This window comes from Roseobacter fucihabitans, from assembly GCF_014337925.2.
GTDB classification, from domain to species: domain Bacteria; phylum Pseudomonadota; class Alphaproteobacteria; order Rhodobacterales; family Rhodobacteraceae; genus Roseobacter; species Roseobacter fucihabitans.
In genome coordinates this window covers 429,425-447,787 of record NZ_CP143423.1, presented here as the reverse complement: position 1 = coordinate 447,787, position 18,363 = coordinate 429,425, and the positions used below count along the sequence as shown (strand labels likewise).

At 59.2% G+C, this 18,363-nt stretch carries 16 protein-coding genes; 7 read left to right on the top strand and 9 right to left on the bottom strand.

The window, feature by feature from the left end:
* Window positions 1–14: 14 nt before the first annotated feature.
* Window positions 15–395, bottom strand: a complete 381-nt coding sequence (locus ROLI_RS02170) for a response regulator (protein ID WP_187429045.1) — start codon at window positions 393–395, stop codon at window positions 15–17.
* Window positions 396–592: 197 nt separating this feature from the next.
* On the opposite strand from ROLI_RS02170, the gene ROLI_RS02165 reads away from it, so the two are divergent.
* From ROLI_RS02165 to ROLI_RS02155, 3 genes are read left to right on the top strand one after another with little or no spacing between them, the layout of a single operon-like run.
* On the top strand, window positions 593–1,546 hold the full coding sequence (locus ROLI_RS02165; RefSeq protein WP_316247409.1) for a threonine-phosphate decarboxylase: 954 nt from the start codon (window positions 593–595) through the stop codon (window positions 1,544–1,546).
* Window positions 1,543–2,448 carry an adenosylcobinamide-phosphate synthase CbiB gene (cbiB, locus tag ROLI_RS02160; RefSeq protein WP_187429043.1) on the top strand — a complete coding sequence of 302 codons (906 nt, stop codon included), beginning with the start codon at window positions 1,543–1,545 and terminating at the stop codon, window positions 2,446–2,448. The genes ROLI_RS02165 and cbiB overlap by 4 nt, the downstream gene beginning before the upstream one ends.
* Window positions 2,449–2,470: 22 nt before the next feature.
* Window positions 2,471–3,634, top strand: a complete 1,164-nt coding sequence (locus ROLI_RS02155) for a lytic murein transglycosylase (protein WP_187429042.1) — start codon at window positions 2,471–2,473, stop codon at window positions 3,632–3,634.
* A gap of 111 nt (window positions 3,635–3,745) precedes the next feature.
* On the opposite strand, the gene ROLI_RS02150 is transcribed toward ROLI_RS02155, so the two are convergent.
* Together ROLI_RS02150 and ROLI_RS02145 are read right to left on the bottom strand one after the other, a co-directional pair.
* Entirely contained in the window at window positions 3,746–4,045 is a 300-nt protein-coding gene (locus ROLI_RS02150) for a hypothetical protein (RefSeq protein WP_262386419.1), read from the bottom strand.
* A gap of 169 nt (window positions 4,046–4,214) precedes the next feature.
* Window positions 4,215–7,670, bottom strand: a complete 3,456-nt coding sequence (locus tag ROLI_RS02145; RefSeq protein WP_187429041.1) for a chromosome segregation SMC family protein — start codon at window positions 7,668–7,670, stop codon at window positions 4,215–4,217.
* Window positions 7,671–7,944: 274 nt separating this feature from the next.
* Here ROLI_RS02145 and ROLI_RS02140 point away from each other — a divergent pair, with 274 nt between their 5' ends.
* Entirely contained in the window at window positions 7,945–8,715 is a 771-nt protein-coding gene (locus tag ROLI_RS02140) for a FadR/GntR family transcriptional regulator (RefSeq protein WP_187429040.1), read from the top strand.
* A 131-nt stretch (window positions 8,716–8,846) separates the two neighbouring features.
* On the opposite strand, the gene ROLI_RS02135 is transcribed toward ROLI_RS02140, so the two are convergent.
* From ROLI_RS02135 to fdhF, 4 genes are all read right to left on the bottom strand, one after another.
* Window positions 8,847–9,068 (bottom strand): transposase, encoded by a 222-nt coding sequence (locus ROLI_RS02135; protein ID WP_316247408.1) that lies wholly within the window; start codon window positions 9,066–9,068, stop codon window positions 8,847–8,849.
* Between the two features lie 537 nt (window positions 9,069–9,605).
* Window positions 9,606–10,637, bottom strand: a complete 1,032-nt coding sequence (locus tag ROLI_RS02130) for an IS110 family transposase (RefSeq protein ID WP_187428280.1) — start codon at window positions 10,635–10,637, stop codon at window positions 9,606–9,608.
* Window positions 10,638–10,792: 155 nt separating this feature from the next.
* A complete protein-coding gene (gene tnpA, locus ROLI_RS02125) occupies window positions 10,793–11,173 on the bottom strand; it encodes an IS200/IS605 family transposase (RefSeq protein ID WP_405048974.1) in 381 nt (126 codons plus the stop codon).
* 589 nt (window positions 11,174–11,762) lie between these two features.
* Window positions 11,763–14,525: a formate dehydrogenase subunit alpha gene (gene fdhF, locus ROLI_RS02120; protein WP_187428279.1), complete on the bottom strand. Its 2,763-nt coding sequence runs from the start codon at window positions 14,523–14,525 to the stop codon at window positions 11,763–11,765.
* A 210-nt stretch (window positions 14,526–14,735) separates the two neighbouring features.
* Here fdhF and ROLI_RS02115 point away from each other — a divergent pair, with 210 nt between their 5' ends.
* From ROLI_RS02115 to ROLI_RS02105, 3 genes are read left to right on the top strand one after another with little or no spacing between them, the layout of a single operon-like run.
* Window positions 14,736–15,389, top strand: a complete 654-nt coding sequence (locus ROLI_RS02115; protein WP_187428278.1) for a histidine phosphatase family protein — start codon at window positions 14,736–14,738, stop codon at window positions 15,387–15,389.
* A gap of 12 nt (window positions 15,390–15,401) precedes the next feature.
* Complete coding sequence (locus ROLI_RS02110; RefSeq protein ID WP_187428277.1) at window positions 15,402–16,019, top strand: glutathione S-transferase family protein; 618 nt, start codon at window positions 15,402–15,404, stop codon at window positions 16,017–16,019.
* Entirely contained in the window at window positions 16,019–17,074 is a 1,056-nt protein-coding gene (locus ROLI_RS02105; protein WP_187428276.1) for a saccharopine dehydrogenase, read from the top strand. Before ROLI_RS02110 ends, ROLI_RS02105 begins: the two co-directional genes overlap by 1 nt.
* Here ROLI_RS02105 and ROLI_RS02100 read toward each other — a convergent pair.
* Complete coding sequence (locus tag ROLI_RS02100; RefSeq protein WP_187428275.1) at window positions 17,071–17,802, bottom strand: SDR family oxidoreductase; 732 nt, start codon at window positions 17,800–17,802, stop codon at window positions 17,071–17,073. The two genes, ROLI_RS02105 and ROLI_RS02100, sit on opposite strands and share 4 nt — an antisense overlap.
* Window positions 17,799–18,362, bottom strand: a complete 564-nt coding sequence (locus ROLI_RS02095; protein ID WP_187428274.1) for a DUF3833 domain-containing protein — start codon at window positions 18,360–18,362, stop codon at window positions 17,799–17,801. Before ROLI_RS02095 ends, ROLI_RS02100 begins: the two co-directional genes overlap by 4 nt.
* Window position 18,363 lies beyond the last annotated feature (1 nt).

Below are 18,363 nucleotides of genomic sequence, written 5' to 3'. Positions count from 1 at the left end.
CGCGCAGGTTTGGATCAAGCCACGCCGTCGGACGGCGATTCGGTGCCGTAATGCTCGACCATGGCGGCCAGGTCTTCGGGCGGCGTACCGCTTTGAACGAAGGCGCAGGCATTGGTCGCATGTCGAAAGATCGAGCCATCCGAAAAGAACGACGTATTGGTCACGAATATCACCTGAGCTTCAGGCAGACGATAGCTGGCGTAATCGGCAACCGCGAGCGCGGAGCCTTCGGTCAGGACCAGATCCATGATAATCACATCTGTTTTATGCTCGCCAAGATGCGCAATAGCTTCGGCCTGCCCCGACGCGCAGGACACACTCATGCCCATCCGCTCCAGATGCCTTTGCCAAATCACAGCCAGATCTGCTTGGCTCTCTACAATCAGAACCTTCATCTGCCCTCCATTCCAGCCTGAGCCGAAATCATACTCCTTCATACCACCTAGGTCTGTGTTAAAACTTAATAAAAGGTTAACGAACCGATGACATCTTTATCATTTGGCATCAGATTTTAACAACCGGCGAAATTTCGCTTTCAACCTGCACGCGTTGCGCGATATTACGCTACAATACTGATAAAATGGACAAATTGGTGACGCTAAACGAACGCGATCATGGCGGCGGACTGGATGCTGCAATTGCCCGATTTGGCGGAGACCGACTCAGCTGGATCGATCTATCCACGGGGATCAACCCACACCCCTACCCGCTGCAGGGCTTGCCGCATGATGCCTGGACCGCCCTGCCGGACAAGGCCGCGCTCTCGGATCTTTTGCGCGCCGCCCGCCGGTTCTGGCATATCCCCGACAGGGCTGGTGTGATCGCCGCACCGGGGGCTTCTGCGCTCATCGCACAACTCCCCTATCTGGCCGAGCCGGGCGCGGTCTGCATCCCCGCGCCGACTTATAACGAACACGCCGCCGCCTTTGAAGCCAGTGGCTGGACCTTAAGCGAAGCCGGCGCAGCCACGGCGCAGGTCGTCGTACACCCCAACAATCCAGACGGGCGGCTTTGGGACCGCGCGACCCTCCCCGCGCCCAGCGCCGCGTTTACCGTGATCGACGAAAGCTTCTGTGATGTGGCCCCCTCCCATTCGCTGATCGAGCTGGCCGCAACGCCGCAGACATATGTGCTCAAGAGCTTTGGCAAGTTCTGGGGGCTCGCCGGGCTGCGGCTGGGCTTTATCGCAGGCGAGCAGGAACGGCTCGACGACCTGCGCAACAGGCTGGGCCCCTGGGCCGTCTCCGGTCCCGCCCTGCATATCGCGACGCAGGCGCTGAATGATCCGGCCTGGGCTGTCGCAACTCGCCAGCGTCTCTCAGAGGACGCGGCCCGGCTGGACGCTTTGATGCAGATCGCAGGCGCGCGGGTCATTGGCGGCACACCGCTGTTCCGGCTTTATGATGTAGAGAGCGGCGCGGAGTGGCAAGCCAGACTGGCACGCCATCACATCTGGACCCGCACCTTCCCCTATGCGCCTGGATGGCTGCGCCTTGGACTGCCCCATGCGCTGCATTGGCCACGCGTCATGGCGGCATTCGCATGAACACAGCGGCCCTGCTGGTCTGCGCCTTGCTGCTGGATGCGGCTCTGGGCGAGCCGGAGTGGCTCTGGAACCGTTTGCCGCACCCCGCCGTGCTGATGGGGCGGCTGATCGCCCGGCTGGATGCCCGTTTCAATCACGGCACCGCGCGTAAAGCCAAGGGCATCGCATCCGTCCTCCTCCTGATCGGTACCGGCGTGCTCATCGCCACCCTGCTGGAGGCGCTCGGGCCGGTGATGGAAATCCTTACCGTCGCGATTCTCTTGGCGCACCGCTCACTCGTGCAACATGTGCGTATGGTGGCCGACGGCTTGCGCAATTCCCTACAGGAAGGCCGCCTCATGGTCGCCCGAATCGTCAGCCGGGATACTGCCGCCATGGACCCCACCCAAATCGCCCGCTCTGCCATTGAAAGCGGCGCGGAAAACCTCTCTGACGGGGTAATCGCCCCCGCCTTCTGGTTCCTGATCGCGGGCCTGCCCGGACTTGTTGTCTATAAACTCATCAACACCGCGGACAGCATGATCGGCTACCGCACCCCGCGCCACGCTGAATTTGGCTGGGCGGCGGCGCGTCTGGATGATCTGCTGAACCTGATCCCCGCCCGCCTGACCGCAGTGCTGATCGCCCTGCCCGCCCTGTGTTTCGACGCTGGCGGTATCCGCGCGGATGCCGGGCTGCACCGCTCCCCCAACGCAGGCTGGCCCGAGGCCGCCATGTCGCGCGCGCTTGGCATAGCCCTGTCGGGTCCGCGCGCCTATGATGGTGAAATGCGCGATTTCGCTTGGGTGAACCCGGAAGGTCGTCGTGTTTTGACACCCATGGACATCAACGCCAGTATCGCGATGTTATGGCGCGCATGGGCGGCTTTTTTAACGCTCTGCGTGCTAATCGTCTTTGTGTGATTCGACCTTTGGAGGTTTTCTGATGCGACTGTCCCTGCTGGCTTTTTGTCTGGCCGCTTTTCCCTTTACGGCACAGGCCTGCGGCGGGTCCTTTTCCGATTTCGTCAACGGCCTCAAGTCCGAGGCCATCGCCAAAGGCCACAACAGCGCGAAGGTCGATCAATTCTTCGCCAGCGTCCGCCAGGACCCCAGCGTGATCAAGGCCGACCGCGCCCAGGGTGTATTTCAACGCCCGTTTTTGGATTTCTCCAAACGCCTGATCTCTGCCGATCGGCTCAAACGCGGGCGCAGCAACGCACAGAAATATGACGCGGTATTCGACCGGATCGAACGCAGCTACGGCGTGGATCGCGGTGTCCTGCTGGCATTCTGGGCGTTTGAGACAGATTACGGTGGGTTTCAGGGCGATTTCAACACCGCCAATGCGCTCGTGACGCTGTCCCACGACTGCCGCCGACCCAATCTGTTCCGCCCCCAGGTCTTTGCCGCCCTTGAACTCTATGAACGCGGTGCTTTTGATCCGCGCACGACAACCGGGGCCTGGGCGGGCGAGATCGGCATGGTACAAATGTTGCCCCGCGACATCCTCGAAAACGGTGTGGACGGCGACGGCGACGGTAAGGTTTCGTTAAAAACCTCTGCTACGGACGCGCTGATGTCCGGGGGTGCGATGCTACAAAGCCTCGGCTGGCGGGCAGGCGAACCTTGGATCCAAGAGGTTGCGGTACCGGGCAATTTTGACTGGTCCCAAAGCGGTCTGAGGGTCGTCAAACCGGTGCGGGACTGGGTCGCCCTCGGGGTCAAACCGCGCAATGGGACGCTCGCAAACAACCTCACCGCTGCGCTGATCTTACCGCAAGGTCACAAGGGACCTGCCTTCCTCGCTTACCCCAACTTCAACGTCTATTTTGAATGGAATCAAAGCTTTACCTATGTGATGACTGCCGCCTATTTCGCAACCCGACTGCAGGGTGCTCCGGTCTACACGCAGGGTTCCCCCGATACCGGCCTCAGCGGTGCCCAAACGAAGGAACTACAACGCAAGCTACAGGCGCGCGGGCATGACGTGGGCAAGGTCGACGGCATCCTCGGTGCCCGCACCCGCGCCGCCGTGCAGGCCGAGCAAAAGCGTCTGGGCCTACCGGCAGATGCATGGCCCACGCCCACCCTGCTTTCGCGCCTCTGACGCCCGAGCTGTTAACCTTTTTTTACCGCTGCAAATATAATTTCTCTGGCGAAACATACATTCAGGTTTTCACCACTATACCCTGCGCGCCGAGGCGATGCAGGGTTTTTTTTAATCATCGGTCAAGGGCCGCAACGGAAAGCGCTCGCCCTTTTGCGTCAGCATGACAATACGCGCGCCATTTTGGACATAACGATCACATCGCTCGAAACCGTTGCGATAAGCGATACAAACCATCCCATCGGGATCAATCTCATACTGACCAAACGCCGTGCCGCTACCCGCATAGGTATAGGAATAAGCCCCGCCCACCGAAAACCTGGACTCTCCATCATCATAAAACACCAGGGTTTGCCTCTCGATCAACGCAACCACCTCCGCATGGCTCAAAACGCGATCATCTCCGCGCATTGCCCACTGTTGGGCTACCGCAGCAACGGGCAAGAACACCAAAACAACCCAAAAAGGATATCGCATCATGCCACCAGCATAGCCCCGAAACCCTGCGCGCAGAAACACGATCCGGTGATTCCGCGCGCCGTAGGGTGGGCTTTCAGGCCACCTCTGCTCCCAACGCAGGTCACGCCACCAGAGTTTCAGCTTTCTTCAGATCGACCGATACCAGCTGGCTGACGCCCTGCTCCGCCATCGTCACGCCGAACAACCGATCCATCCGCGCCATAGTGACCGCATGGTGCGTGATGATCAAAAACCGCGTTTCGGTCTGACGGCACATCTCATCAAGCAGGTCACAAAACCGCGTCACATTGGCATCATCCAGCGGTGCATCCACCTCATCGAGCACACAAATCGGCGCAGGATTGGCAAGAAATACCGCGAAAATCAACGCCATCGCTGTCAGCGTCTGCTCGCCCCCCGACAACAGGCTCAGGGTTGACAGTTTCTTGCCCGGCGGCTGGCACATAATCTCGAGACCGGCCTCCAGCGGATCATCGCTCTCCACCATCACCAGATTGGCCTCACCGCCGCCAAAAAGATGCGTGAACAACATCGAAAAATTCGAATTCACCTGCTCAAAGGCGGTCAACAATCGCTCGCGCCCCTCCCGGTTCAGGCTGGCAATCCCGCTGCGCAGCGTCTTGATCGCCTCCTCCAAATCCGCCTTCTCCCCGGTCAGCGTATCAAACTCTACCTGAACCTCGCGCGCATCTTCCTCCGCCCGTAAATTCACCGCGCCCAGGGCATCGCGCTGCCGCTTTAACCGGTTCACGTCATTCTCCAGCACGCTCACCCCCGGCATCTGATCGGGCACCACATCAAGCTGGCCGAGCAACTGGCTCGGCGTCATCTGGCTCTCATCGGCGATCCGCTCTGCGGCCAGCGCCACGGTTTCACGCGCGCCCTCGCTACGGGCCTCTGCCCCCGCCCGCGCCTCGCGCGCCTCCGATGCGACACGCTCCGCCTCACGCTCCGCCAATGTCGCCGCGCGCAACGCCGCCTCAGCAACAGACAAACTATCAGCAGCCTGCGCCCGGCGTGCCTCAGCCGTGGCGATCGCGGCACTCATATCCGCCCGCCGCGCCGCGATCTCTTCGGGGGCCGCACTAGCGTTCTGTAACTCGGCCTCCGCCACCTCTTTGCGCTCCACCAATTCCGCACTGCGCTTTTCCGCCGTCTCCAACCGATGCCGCCAGCCGCTCACTTCCTTGGTGACTTCCTGCGCGCGTTTGGTGCGCGCCTCGCCCTCGCGGCGCAATTCATCATGCCCGGACCGGCGCGACATCATGGTGATGCGCGCGGCCTCCACGGCCATACGAACGGCCTCCACCATCGCACGGGCATCACCCAAATCGCCTAATTCCTCCAGCGCGCGCTCCGCCTCCAACAGCCGCGTGCGCGCACCCATCGCCTCTTCTTCATGCCGCGACACCGCCAGCCCCAAGGATTCCAACCGTCCCTCGGCCAGATTGCGATCCGCCTCCGCCCGGCTCAACCTGCGCCCCGCATCCGCGACCAAACGATCCGCCCCACGCCGCGCCTCGCGCGCCGCCGCGTCCGCCCGCGTCAATTCCGCCAGCTGCGCGCCCAGATGCTCATGCGCGGCGCGTGCCGCATCCGCACGTTGCGTGGCTTGCTCCAGGGATTGCTTCAATTCTTCCAAACGGTTCAACTGTTGCAAGCGCAGGGCCGCCGCGGATGGTGCATCCTCAGCCCAGGCCCGAAACCCGTCCCAGCGCCATAAATCACCCTCCGATGACACCAACCGCTGCCCAGGGCGAAGAGCCGCCTGCAATCCCGGTCCCGCATCGGCCTCCACCAGACCGATCTGGCTGATCCGGCGCTGCAATACGCCCGGCACATCGACAAACAATGACAAGGGCTGCACGCCCGCTGGCAACGGCTGATGCACCTCATAAGCGGGCAAAATCGCCCAGCCCGACGGCCCGTCCGCGGCAACCTCTGGCGCGCGCAGATCATCCGCTAACGCCGCCCCAAGCGCCTTCTCATAGCCAGTTTTAACCTGCAACTGATCGAGCACCTGACCACCCTCGGCGGTGTCGCGATCCACCAGCTTGGCCAATGCCCCGGCTTCGGCGCGCAGCGCGTTCATCTCGCCTTCCGCTTCAGAGCGATGCGCCCGTGCATCCGCCTCGCGCGATTGCGCCTCTGCCCGCGCTTCATCGGCCGCCAACAACGCCGCTTCGGCCTCCTCAGAGGCCTGCGTCGCCGCACTCTCCTCGCTCTCGGCGGCGGTGAAATCCTGCGCCGCCTTACTCAATGCTGCCTCGCTTTGCGCCACGGCCTCCCGCGCCCGCGCCGCATCCGCTTCGGCCTTCTCCTGCGTCTTGCGGCTGTCTTCCAAAAGGCGCTGCGCGGAGCCATGCCGGGCTGAAAGGCGCGCCATATCCTCGGTCTGCTGGGACATCTCACCCTCGCGGGCCTGCAACACGGCGGCAGCCTCGCGCGCGGCTTCTGCCGCATCGGCCAGCTTGGCCTCATGCCCCTCTGCGGCCTTGGCCAATTCCCCGGCTTCCCATTCCAGGCGCTCAATGGTCTCACCCGCGTCGCGGTTCAAACCGCCCTCGCGCTCAATATCGCGCGCCAGTTGGGCAATCCGCCCTTGCAGCGTTTCGATCAAGGCCTGCGCGCGGGTTTCCTGATCGTTCAGCACATCACGTTCGACACTCAAACGCTGCAACACCGCCGCGGCGATCGCCTCCTCTTCGCGCATCGCTGGCAAAGCTCCCTCGGCACCTTCGCGCTGCTTGGTCGCCTGGCGCACGGCGGTTTCCGCCTGTGCCGCCTCCGTTACCCGCGCCCGCAGGCTGTCCTCGGCGCTCGCGCGCGCCTCATCCGCCTCGCGCCAGCGCCGATAAAGCAACATGCCCTCTGTCCGGCGCAACTCATTGCCGATCTCGCGGTAGCGCGCAGCCTGGCGCGCTTGCCGGGCCAGCTGCGCCAGTTGATTGGCCAGCTGCTCGATCACATCATCAACCCGCGCCAGATTGGCCTCCGCACCGTTCAGCTTCAATTCCGCCTCATGGCGGCGCTGATAAAGCCCGCTGATCCCGGCGGCTTCCTCCAGAATGCGACGACGGTTCTTGGGCTTGGCGTTGATCAGTTCCGCGATCTGCCCCTGACGTACCAAGGCCGGACTATGTGCGCCCGTCGAGGCATCCGCAAAGAGCATCTGCACATCGCGCGCGCGCACGTCTTTGGTGCCGACCTTATAGGCGCTGCCCACATCGCGGGTGATCCGGCGCACGATGTCCAATTGGTCGTGATCGTTGAAACCGGCGGGGGCCAGCCGGTCGGAATTGTCCAACTGCAAGGCTACTTCGGCGAAATTGCGCGCCGGGCGGGTGGCCGCGCCGGCAAAGATCACATCCTCCATGCCGCCGCCGCGCATCGCCGTGGGGCGGTTTTCGCCCATCACCCAGCGCAGCGCTTCCAGCAGGTTCGACTTGCCACAACCGTTCGGGCCCACCACGCCGGTCAGCCCATCCGCAATGATCAGGTCCGTGGGGTCCACGAAACTTTTGAAGCCGGTCAGTCTGAGTTTCGAGAAGCGCAATGCTTGTGATCCAATGATTCTCCCAAGTCTTAAAGGTGCAGGCGTGAAGGGGACCCTGTCAACCGAGACACCCCACAAGCTGCGGTATCGTATGAGTTATCCACAAGATATTGATACGTTGCTACGGCCCAGACCGGTTATCCAACGCTGGAAACGCTGGATCATCGAGCCTTGAGCAGCGCGGCTGGCAGAGCATGCACCAACCGATATCCGCGTGAAAACGGTTTACCATGCGCTGCTGTGGTCATATATCTTGACCAATTAAGGAGACCCCATGCCCTTTCGTCCGGTCCATCTGGAAAAACTCTCGACAGCCGTCGTACATCAGATTGAGCAATTGATCCTGCGCGGGATATTGCGCCCCGGCGAACGCCTGCCGCCCGAACGCGAACTGGCCGAGCGGCTCAATGTGTCGCGTCCGAGCCTGCGCGACGCCATCGGCACGCTCCAGTCTCAGGGGCTGTTGAGCACGCGCGCCGGTGCAGGTGTCTTTGTTGCGGACGTTCTTGGTTCCGCCTTCGCGCCCGCGTTGGTGCAGCTTTTCGCACGCCATGACGAAGCCGTTTTCGACTACCTTTCGTTTCGCCGCGATCTCGAAGGGCTGGCCGCCGAGCGCGCTGCACGGTTGGGTTCGGACACTGATTTGCGCGTGGTTCAGGCGGTGTTTGACAAGATGGAAACCGCCCACGCCAAGCGCAACCCGGAAGAAGAGGCGCAATTGGACGCCCAATTCCACATGGCCATCATCGAGGCGAGCCACAATGTCGTGATGCTGCATATGATGCGCTCGATGTATGAGCTGCTGCGTGAAGGCGTGTTCTATAACCGCCAGATGATGTTCAAACAACGCGCAACACGGGGCATGTTGCTGGACCAACACCGCCGGATCAACGACGCGCTGCAACAGCGCGACCCGGATGGCACACGCACCGCCGTGCAGGCGCATCTGGACTACGTTGAAACTGCATTGCGCGATCAGATCAAGGCACAGCGCAACGAGGAAGTGGCACGCCAACGTCTCGACCATGAAGTGGAACGGCACTGATCTTCCTTGCACGTTACAGTCAGCGATATAGCGTTGGAGGTAATGATGTAGGATGTCTCCGCTGATGGCACCGTCGTTGATTGAAAAGTACCCCTACCCCAAAAGTGTTACCCCCAATTGCGTTTCTTGATTTACGAGAATTCCCGCTGGATCTTGTGGGACGATCGGCCCTTTATCGGCCGCATCAGATCGCTGATTACCAGCTCGGGTGGGACGGATACGAACATATCAACGTGACCGTTGGACGGAAAACCTTTGATGATGTCGACGTTGCGATCTGCACAAACCTGACGTCCGATATCACGAACCCGCAAGCGCAGCGGACTTTGAAACACCATGAAACGGTATTTCACGGACCACACCAAGTGGTAGCGATGAAACCCTCCCTTTCGGTGCATACTGCGCATAAACTTGCCGGTCACTGGTATACGTAATGCTTGCCGGTCGCATTTTGCATGACATATCTTCCAAAGAATGTACCTCCCGCCCCTGCCGCGGTTCATTCCCTGTAGGATAAAATCATTGGACGGGTTTCCATTCTTAAGCACTCCCGCCTCTCAATCTGGTTTGACGCTCTGCCAAAACATGCGGCACAATAACTAAACCACGACCGCCTTTTATGGTTACCGCCTATGGTGCAAGTTGTTTTTGACGCTGTAAGCATGTGATTGAGTGCGGTCTTCTATCAGGCCTTTGAGTGCGGCACTTCAGCAGCCGCTGGCCGGTATGGTGATCTGCGGATCAGGTCCAAATCTGACGTACGAGCTTTGCTGCTCAGCCGGTAGTCTTGGTTTTCCTAATCCAGGTCTATTCGATCAATTTGCCCATTCAGGTCATCGACTTCTCACACCTCCTTCACCGACGTCAGATTGCTGTGCGCAGAGCTAGCGTCATACTGCTGCTGCCGCCTGCGTCGGATCTCTGTAATCTTCATTATGCGTCATCATGGCCCAGATCGCGCGCGCCATTTTGTTTGCCAATGCGATTGCCACCAGCATCCGAGGCTTTCTCTCTAACATTCGCGCCAGCCACGAGCCTGGCCGGATCGACTTGCGTCCAAGCCAGTTGAGCCGCATCATTGCTCCAATGATCAAAAGCCGGCGAATGTCAGCCTGCCCTGCTTTTGAGATCCGCCCAAGCCGGGCCTTGCCGCCTGAGGAATGTTGACGGGGCACCAAACCAAGCCAGGCGGCAAAATCCCGCCCACATTTAAAACTGCTCATCGGCGGAGCAAAAGCTTCAATAGCTAACGCCGTTAGAGGTCCAACGCCTGGCATCGTCTGTAATTGCCGGGTTAAATCCGCATTCTTTGACAGGACCTTGGCTTTCTTCGTTTTGGCTTCAATTCGGGCTGTCTTCTCGGCGATCTGTAAAATGAGATCTCGGCACGCTTCAAGGGCCAGTTCAGGTAGCTCTCCGTTCGATCCCTCAAGGGTGGCCTCGATACGCTTGAGGTTCGCAATGCCTAGCGGAAAAACATGGCCATATTCATACATCACCGCCCGAAGAGCATTCACCAATTCTGTCCGATGGCGAACAAGGCGTTCTCTGGCTCGGAACAATACCGCCCGGGCCTGCTGCTCTTGTGTTTTAGGCTCGACAAAGCGCATCTCAGGGCGCTGTGCTGCAATCACAATGGCTTCTGCGTCCGCCGCATCATTCTTCTGCCGCTTTACGAAGGGCTTTACATACTGAGGAGCAATTAACTTTACCCTATGTCCAAATTTTACCATCTGACGAGCCCAGTAGTGAGCACCACCACAGGATTCCAGAACCACTACACAAGGTGGGTGATCTGCCATAAATTTATGAAACTGCGGTCGCGAGAGCTTCTTTCGAAACTTGACCTCCCCAGTCATAGATGCTCCGTGAACTTGGAGCACATTCTTTGCTAAATCCACCCCGATCATAGTATCTTTCATCCTGCCGCCCTTTCCGTATTGTGAGTTTCAACACCACATATTGGCACATTGCGATGCCGTCTGGGGAGGGCGGCAACCATCCCGTCTGGCGTCGGTAGGATTGGTGATATGCTGTTCCAGATACTGAAGTACGATGTCTTTGGTCCCTCTCGGGATCATGCTGCGCATGACCCTGTCGGGCAATGGATGGCACCGTTGGTGGTTGAAAAGTACCCACGGCCCCAAAAGTGCCTGCCCCAATAGCGTTTTTTGAGATGGGGGAACCCTTGCTGTATTTTGTGGGACGACCTGCCCTTCATCAGCCGTACCAGATCACTGATTGCCAGTTTCGGTGGGACCGACACGAACATATGAACGTGATCGCTCGACAAAACGCCCTTGATGATCTCGACGCCGCTCTGCGCACAAACCTGGCGGAAGATATCACGGACCCGCAAGCGCAACAGGCCGCACAGTACCTTGAACCGGTATTTCGTCGACCAGACCAGGTGATATCTGTGATAGTAAACGCAATGTTTGCCGGTCGAGTATTGCATGTTCTTATCCTCCCCGGAAATGAGCCTTAAGACCTGCGACGGCTCATTTCTGGGGAGGATAAGATCATAAGACGATTCTTCGTGCTAAAGCACTCCCGTCTGGAAGACGGGGGGTTTAGACCAATAAGTGGATACTAAACGCCGTTTCGGACATAATACTCTCGGCTCAATCTCAAGTAAATTTGCGCTTATCGAACGAAATGTGGAGTCTTTTCTTTAATCGCTTGATGCGTTTGATACATAAGGACGGGCAATCCATCTGTTCTAAATGAGGCCCTACACGAGAAATTATGCAGCGTTTTCAGTTTCAAGGCGTCCCAGACTTGTAGAAAAGCTACACCTTCGGCTTTTTTCGAAGTGAGCTTACAGGACGACAATGATTCCCTGCCTCTTAGCCCCTCGAGCATGACCAGACACATAATGAGGTCATTTGGTACGATCACTTGAGGGGGCCAAGCGGCTATTTTATTCCCAACTGGCGCAAAAAGTACTTTGATTTCATTGGTGAAACCGTCAGCCCAAGACACCTTGCACTCAGCCTAAGAGCCAATCCAGCATTCATTGCTCGGGGCAGCGTAAAGCAAAATTGCTACTCGGCCGCCACCTGCACTGCCTTTTCCACCCTGACCGCGGAGAATTTAAACTCCGGAATCTTTCCGTAGGGATCAACTGCCGGATTGGTCAGAATATTCGCTGCCGCTTCCACATAGGCAAACGGCACGAAAACCATATCCGGTGAGACCGCCCGGTCTTCGCGCGCCATGATCGAAATGCTGCCACGCTTGGTCGTTAAAAGCACATGCTCGCCCGGCGCCACGCCCAGTTTACGCAAGGTCGAGGGATGCAAGGAGCAGTTCGCTTCCGGCTCCAACCCATCAAGCACCGCAGAACGCCGCGTCATCGACCCGGTGTGCCAATGTTCCAATTGTCGCCCGGTGGTCAGGATCATCGGGTATTCCGCGTCGGGCACATCGTCAGGTGCAATCACGCTGGCCGGGGTGAATTTCGCGCGCCCCTCGGGACGTGGGAAGCCATCGCCGAACACGATCGCCTGACCGGGATCTTCGGGGCTGAGCGAGGGGTAGGTGACCGCGTTTTGTTCCGCCAACCGGTTCCAGGTGATGTTCTCCAGAGAGCGCATGTTCTGCTTCATCTCAGCGAATACATCCGCGGGGCTATCATAAGACCAGCCTAGCCCCAGACGTTTCGCCAATTCCACCTCGATCCACCAATCCTCGCGCGCATCACCGGGAGGGGACACGGCAGCACGTCCCATCTGCACCTGTCGGTTGGTATTGGTAACGGTGCCGGATTTCTCGGCAAAGGCGCTCGCGGGCAGGATCACATCCGCGTAATTCGCGGTTTCGGTGATGAAAATATCCTGCACCACCAGATGGTCGAGTTTCGCCAAGGCGTCGCGCGCATGTTCCACATCCGGGTCCGACATCGCAGGGTTTTCGCCCAGGATATACATGCCCTTGATCTTATCTGCGTGCACCGCGTCCATGATTTCCGTCACGGTTAATCCGCGTTCGTTGGAGAAATCCGCAGAGCCCCAGACTTTGGTGAAAGCCGAGCGCACGCCGTCATCCGTCACCGGCTGGTAATCCGGCAGGAACATCGGCACCAGACCAGCATCAGACGCGCCCTGCACGTTGTTTTGACCCCGCAACGGGTGCAGGCCGGAACCCGGACGCCCCACTTGCCCGGTCATCAGCGCCAGCGAAATCAGACACCGCGAATTATCCGTGCCATGGATATGCTGGCTGATGCCCATACCCCAAAAGATCATCGCCGCTTTGGCACCGGCAAAGGTACGGGCGACATCGCGCAGCACGTCTGGTTCAATACCACAAATCGGGGCCATCGCCTCGGGTGAAAAATCCGCCAGATGCGCTTTTTCGGCCTCCCAGTTTTCGGTGTAGGCGTCGATATATTGCTGATCGTAAAGGCCTTCCTCAACGATCACATGCATGATCGCATTCAGCATCGACACATCCGCGCCGGGGCGGAATTGCAGCATGTGGCTGGCGAAACGCTTGAGCGCCTGACCGCGCGGGTCCATCACGATCAGTTTGCCACCGCGTTTGGTGAATTGTTTGAAAAACGTCGCCGCGACAGGGTGATTTTCGATGGGATTACAACCGATGGCGATGGCCACATCCGCGTTTTCGATCTCATTGAATGTGGCCGTCACAGCCCCGGAACCGACGTTTTCCATCAGCGCGGCAACGGAGGACGCATGACACAGTCGCGTGCAGTGGTCGACATTATTATGCCCAAACCCCTGACGGATCATTTTCTGGAACAGATAGGCCTCCTCATTGGTGCATTTGGCCGACCCGAAACCCGCGATTTCACGGCCCCGGCCCTTCATACCCGCGGCGGCGAAATCCAATGCCTCGTCCCATGTCGCCTCGCGGAAATGCGTTTGCCAATTGCCCGGATCGACGTTCAGGCCCTTGGCGGGCGCATCATCGCGGCGGATCAGTGGCTTGGTCAAACGGTGCGGGTGGTGGATATAGTCAAACCCAAACCGTCCCTTGACGCAGAGGCGGCCTTCATTCGCCGGACCGTTGATCCCGTCGACATATTTCACCTTGCCGTCCTTGACCTTGAGCGACACCTGACAGCCGACCCCGCAGAACGGGCAAATGCTCTCGACCTCACTGTCAAAATCCGCGCTATCCCCCACCTGATTTTCATCCACCACCGTCGCGGGCATCAAGGCCCCGGTCGGGCAGGCCTGAACACATTCACCGCAAGCCACACAGGTGCTGTCCCCCATCGGGTCGGCCATATCAAATGTGGGGTATGAATCATGCCCGCGTCCGGACATACCGATCACGTCGTTGACCTGCACTTCGCGGCAAGCCCGCACGCACAGCCCGCATTGGATACAAGCGTCCAGATTGACGCTCATCGCCACGTGGCTGTCATCCAACAACGGGATGCGACCCTCTTCGAGTTTCGGAAAACGGCTTTGTGATACGCCGTTCAATTCGGCCATATCCCACAGGTGGCTGGATTTATCATGGGCCACGTCCTGCTCGGGCTGATCCGTCACAAGCATCTCGACAACCATCTTGCGCGCGCTCTCGGCGCGGGCAGAATTGGTCGTGACAACCATCCCGTCGCTGGGTTCGCGAATGCAGGAGGCCGCCAAGGTGCGCTCGCCCTCAATCTCGACCATACAGGCGCGGCAATTGCCATCCGGGCGATACCCTGGCGCGGGCTTGTGGCACAGATGCGGGATCACAAGCCCGCGGCCATTTGCGACTTCCCAAATGGTCAAGCCGGCCTCGGCCTGCACTTCCTGACCGTCCATGATAAAGGTAATTTTGCCAGACATGTCGCACCCGCTTTTTCAGATTCTTAGGAGACTATAGGGTGCGCCGCGCTCTCTCAGGACCCGAATCCCGACATATCGCGCAGAATTTGCGCCAGATGTGTTTCCCATTGGAACCGCTTGGGGCGTATTCGGGTCCCCGGCGGAACATCACCAGCCCCTTTCCACCCGCCCAAGGCTCGCCTAATAAGACCTCAACAATAGAAAGCACTTATGTCCCACATCACCCTCATACGTCATGGTCAGGCCAATTCCGGTGCACAGGACGAAGCCAGCTATGACAAGCTCAGCACGCTGGGCCATCAACAATCGGCCTGGCTGGGCGCGCATCTGCGGGCGCAAAACCAACATCATACGCGGCTTTATACCGGGACCCTGACACGCCATATCGAGACGGCACATGCCATGGGTACGGACCTTGAACCGATCCGTGACGCCCGCCTGAACGAATTGGAATACCTCACGCTCGCGCGCGCCCTGGAGACCGAACACAACGTACCCTTCCCCCAGGATCAGGCGGCCTTTACCACGCATCTGCCGCAGGTCTTCGCCGCCTGGCAGCGCGATGAAATTGCCGGTGCGCCGGAGCGGTTCGCGGATTTCGAGAAACGCGTCTGGGATGTGTTGTGCGAAATTGCCGCCGGTGACGGCCCGGCACTTGTGGTGACCTCCGGTGGTCTGATTTCCATGGCGATGCGCCATGTGTTGCGGCTCGACATTCAGGCCATGGCCCAAATGGCGCTGGCGATTTACAATACCTCGCAGCACCGCCTGTTTCCGATCGGCGGGACGCTGTCGCCGACCATGTTCAACGCGATTCCCCATCTGGAAGACCCCGATCGCCATTATGCCCAGACCCATGTGTAAAAGGACCCTTTGATGCGCCTTTATTATGCCCCCCGCACCATATCGATTGCCGCAGTCATAGCGCTTGAGGAGGCCGGGTTGCCTTATGATCCCGTCCCGGTCGATTTCGCATCCGGTGCGCAGACCAAGCCCGAATACCTCGCGCTGAACCCCAAAGGGCGGGTGCCGGTGTTGGAAACCGACATGGGAGCGCTGCTGACCGAGACCGGCGCGATCCTTGAGTATATCGCCGCTTTGGCACCGGATGCGGGACTTATGCCCACCGATCCGATCAAGGCCGCACAGATGCGCAGCGTGATGTATTACCTCGCCGCCACGATGCATGTGAACCATGCGCATAAAATGCGCGGCCACCGCTGGGCGGATCAGCAGTCAAGTTTCGATGACATGAAATCCAAAGTGGCGCAGACCATGACGCAAAGCGCGCGCTATTTCACCGACGCCTGTCTGAGTGGTGATTATGTGCTGGGGGATGCGTTTTCGGTGGCGGACGCCCACGCCTATATGGTGTGCAGCTGGCTTGAAGGGGACGGTGTGGAGCTTGATGATTTTCCCAAAATTCAGGCTTTTCTGGTTCGGATGCAGGGGCGCGCGTCGGTCCAGTCGGCCATCGCACAGGGGATGCTCTGATGACCCATATCTGGCTGCGCGCCGAACAGCGCGACAATGAGACCCGCGTCGGCCTGACCCCGAAAGGGGCTGCCAACCTGCTGGCCGCGGGGATAAAGATCAGCGTCGAAGCTTCGCCCACGCGCGTGATCCCCGACGCGGCCTATGCCGAGGCCGGTTGCAACATGGTTGCAAGCCATTCATGGCCGGACGCCCCCAAGGATGCGATCATTTTCGGCCTCAAGGAATTGCCCGAGGACGACAGCCCCCTGCCCCACCGCCACATCATGTTTGGTCATGCATTCAAAGGACAACCCGCCGGATTGCGTTTGTTGCAACGGTTCAAGGCGGGGGGCGGCATGCTGCTGGACCTTGAATATCTGACCGATGAAACCGAGCGCAGGCGCGCGGCCTTTGGATATTGGGCCGGATATGCCGGTGCAGCGGTTGCTTTGAAATGCTGGGCCGCGCAGCAAAACGGCCAAATCGCGGGGCCAATCGCGGCCTATGATAGCGCCACGCATCTTTTGGCGGACCTGCAATCCGACCTCGTCGCCACCGGGGGCCACAGGCCGACCGCCCTGATCATCGGGGCCTTGGGGCGCGTAGGAACAGGCGTTGCGGATCTGTGCACGGCCATGGGCGTTACGACCACCAAATGGGACATGGCCGAAACCGCGACGGGCGGACCGTTTCCACAGGTTCTGGCGCATGATCTATTTTTCAACTGCGTGCTCGCCCGCCTGGGCACGCCGGTATTTGTCCCCAAAAACGCCCTCACAATGGACCGCCGCCTGAGCGTGATCGCCGATATCGCCTGCGACCCGGACAGCGATTTTTCCCCGATCAAGGTTTATGATCAGACGACAAGCTGGGCTGAACCGGCGCTGCGTGTGCAGGGTGATCCGGTGCTGGATGTGACGGCGATTGATAATTTGCCCTCAATGTTGCCGCTTGAAAGCAGTGAGGATTATGCTGCGCAACTCCTGCCGGTGCTGGCGGAGCTTGCAGAACCAGACGCTCCCGTATGGTTACGTGCAAAGGCAACCTACCGCAAACATATCGCGCGCCTTTAGGAAAAGATCCGGTAATATAACCAATCAGGCAGGAACTGGCTGCCGCGAAACACCAGCGAGAAGAGACGCGGGAAACTCACCTTGAAGCGGTCAGTGTTCATCTGCTTGAACATTTCCTCGGCGGCCTCTTCGGGCGTCATTATGAAGGGCATTTTGAAGTCGTTCTTATCCGTAAGCTGCGTCTTGATGAAACCTGGGTTGGTGATCTGCACCTGCACCCCGGTTTTGCGCAAATCCGCATACATGCATTCTGCCAGGGACATGATGCCCGCCTTAGACGCGGTGTACCCAATCGAGCCGGGAAGCCCGCGAAACCCGGTCAGGCTGCCGGTGAGCATGATGTGGCCCTGATTGCGTTTCACCATATCCGGCACCACCGCGCCCATGACCCGCACCAGACCCGTGAGGTTAATATCCACCATGGCCGTCGCCTGTTCAGCGTCCCACGCCTGGGCTGAAAAAGGCCAATAGACACCGGCCAGATAAACAACGCCGTCAACCGGACCAATGGCCTCATAGGCCTCCCTGACGCTCTGATCATCGGACACATCGAGCGATCTGTAGGACCCTTCATTCGGCAGCGCATCCACCAGCTCTTTCAGCTTATCCTCAGAGCGCGCCGACACGACCACATGGGCACCCGCGCGGCTCAGGCGGTGCGCCAGCGCGGCACCGAGCCCGTCACTTGCCCCGACAAGCCAATACCGTTTTGTGCTCCAATCCTTCACCCCATATCCTTTGGTCGCAAGGTGGCAACAAGTTCCGCGACCTTGATGCCGAATTTACGAAATTGTGAGCGGTTCATGATCGTGCCGTTTTGGGTAAGATACATCCAGTCGACTGTTTTCAATACATGTCCGCCTGATTCCTCCGGGAGTTTTATGTCGTATTTCAACAGGACCGTCGGGCCAGACTGTTGACCAACCCCCTTGCCGATCACGTCATCAGCGGTCGCGCTCAAAGACCCATCATCCGCGACTGTCAAACGCCATTCACGGTTCTGGATGCTGCCATCGTCATAAGTGAAATGCTCTTTGAGCACCCCGTTGTTACCCTCCCATGAGCCTTCGAATTCTGCCACAAACCGACTGCTGACCCGTCCAAGGGGACCGAAAATCACACCTTCGCACAGGATCGGCCCCTTGAGGTGCTTGCGCGCGTCAAATTCGGGCGCGGCGTCTTCGTAATCACTGGGACTTTGCGCCACAAACCCCGTGGTTTTGCGCACCCCCCAAACGATGACAAACCCCAGAACCACTCCTATGATCACGTATATCCAAGCACTCATC

What these genes read in the sequence shown, in the direction of transcription:
- ROLI_RS02170 (WP_187429045.1), bottom strand. Translation starts at nt 395, where the DNA reads ATGAAGGTTCTGATTGTAGAGAGCCAAGCAGATCTGGCTGTGATTTGG.
- cbiB (WP_187429043.1), top strand. Translation starts at nt 1,543, where the DNA reads ATGAACACAGCGGCCCTGCTGGTCTGCGCCTTGCTGCTGGATGCGGCT.
- ROLI_RS02155 (WP_187429042.1), top strand. Translation starts at nt 2,471, where the DNA reads ATGCGACTGTCCCTGCTGGCTTTTTGTCTGGCCGCTTTTCCCTTTACG.
- ROLI_RS02150 (WP_262386419.1), bottom strand. Translation starts at nt 4,045, where the DNA reads ATGCGCGGAGATGATCGCGTTTTGAGCCATGCGGAGGTGGTTGCGTTG.
- ROLI_RS02140 (WP_187429040.1), top strand. Translation starts at nt 7,945, where the DNA reads ATGCCCTTTCGTCCGGTCCATCTGGAAAAACTCTCGACAGCCGTCGTA.
- ROLI_RS02130 (WP_187428280.1), bottom strand. Translation starts at nt 10,637, where the DNA reads ATGAAAGATACTATGATCGGGGTGGATTTAGCAAAGAATGTGCTCCAA.
- tnpA (WP_405048974.1), bottom strand. Translation starts at nt 11,173, where the DNA reads ATGCAATACTCGACCGGCAAACATTGCGTTTACTATCACAGATATCAC.
- fdhF (WP_187428279.1), bottom strand. Translation starts at nt 14,525, where the DNA reads ATGTCTGGCAAAATTACCTTTATCATGGACGGTCAGGAAGTGCAGGCC.
- ROLI_RS02115 (WP_187428278.1), top strand. Translation starts at nt 14,736, where the DNA reads ATGTCCCACATCACCCTCATACGTCATGGTCAGGCCAATTCCGGTGCA.
- ROLI_RS02110 (WP_187428277.1), top strand. Translation starts at nt 15,402, where the DNA reads ATGCGCCTTTATTATGCCCCCCGCACCATATCGATTGCCGCAGTCATA.
- ROLI_RS02105 (WP_187428276.1), top strand. Translation starts at nt 16,019, where the DNA reads ATGACCCATATCTGGCTGCGCGCCGAACAGCGCGACAATGAGACCCGC.
- ROLI_RS02095 (WP_187428274.1), bottom strand. Translation starts at nt 18,362, where the DNA reads ATGAGTGCTTGGATATACGTGATCATAGGAGTGGTTCTGGGGTTTGTC.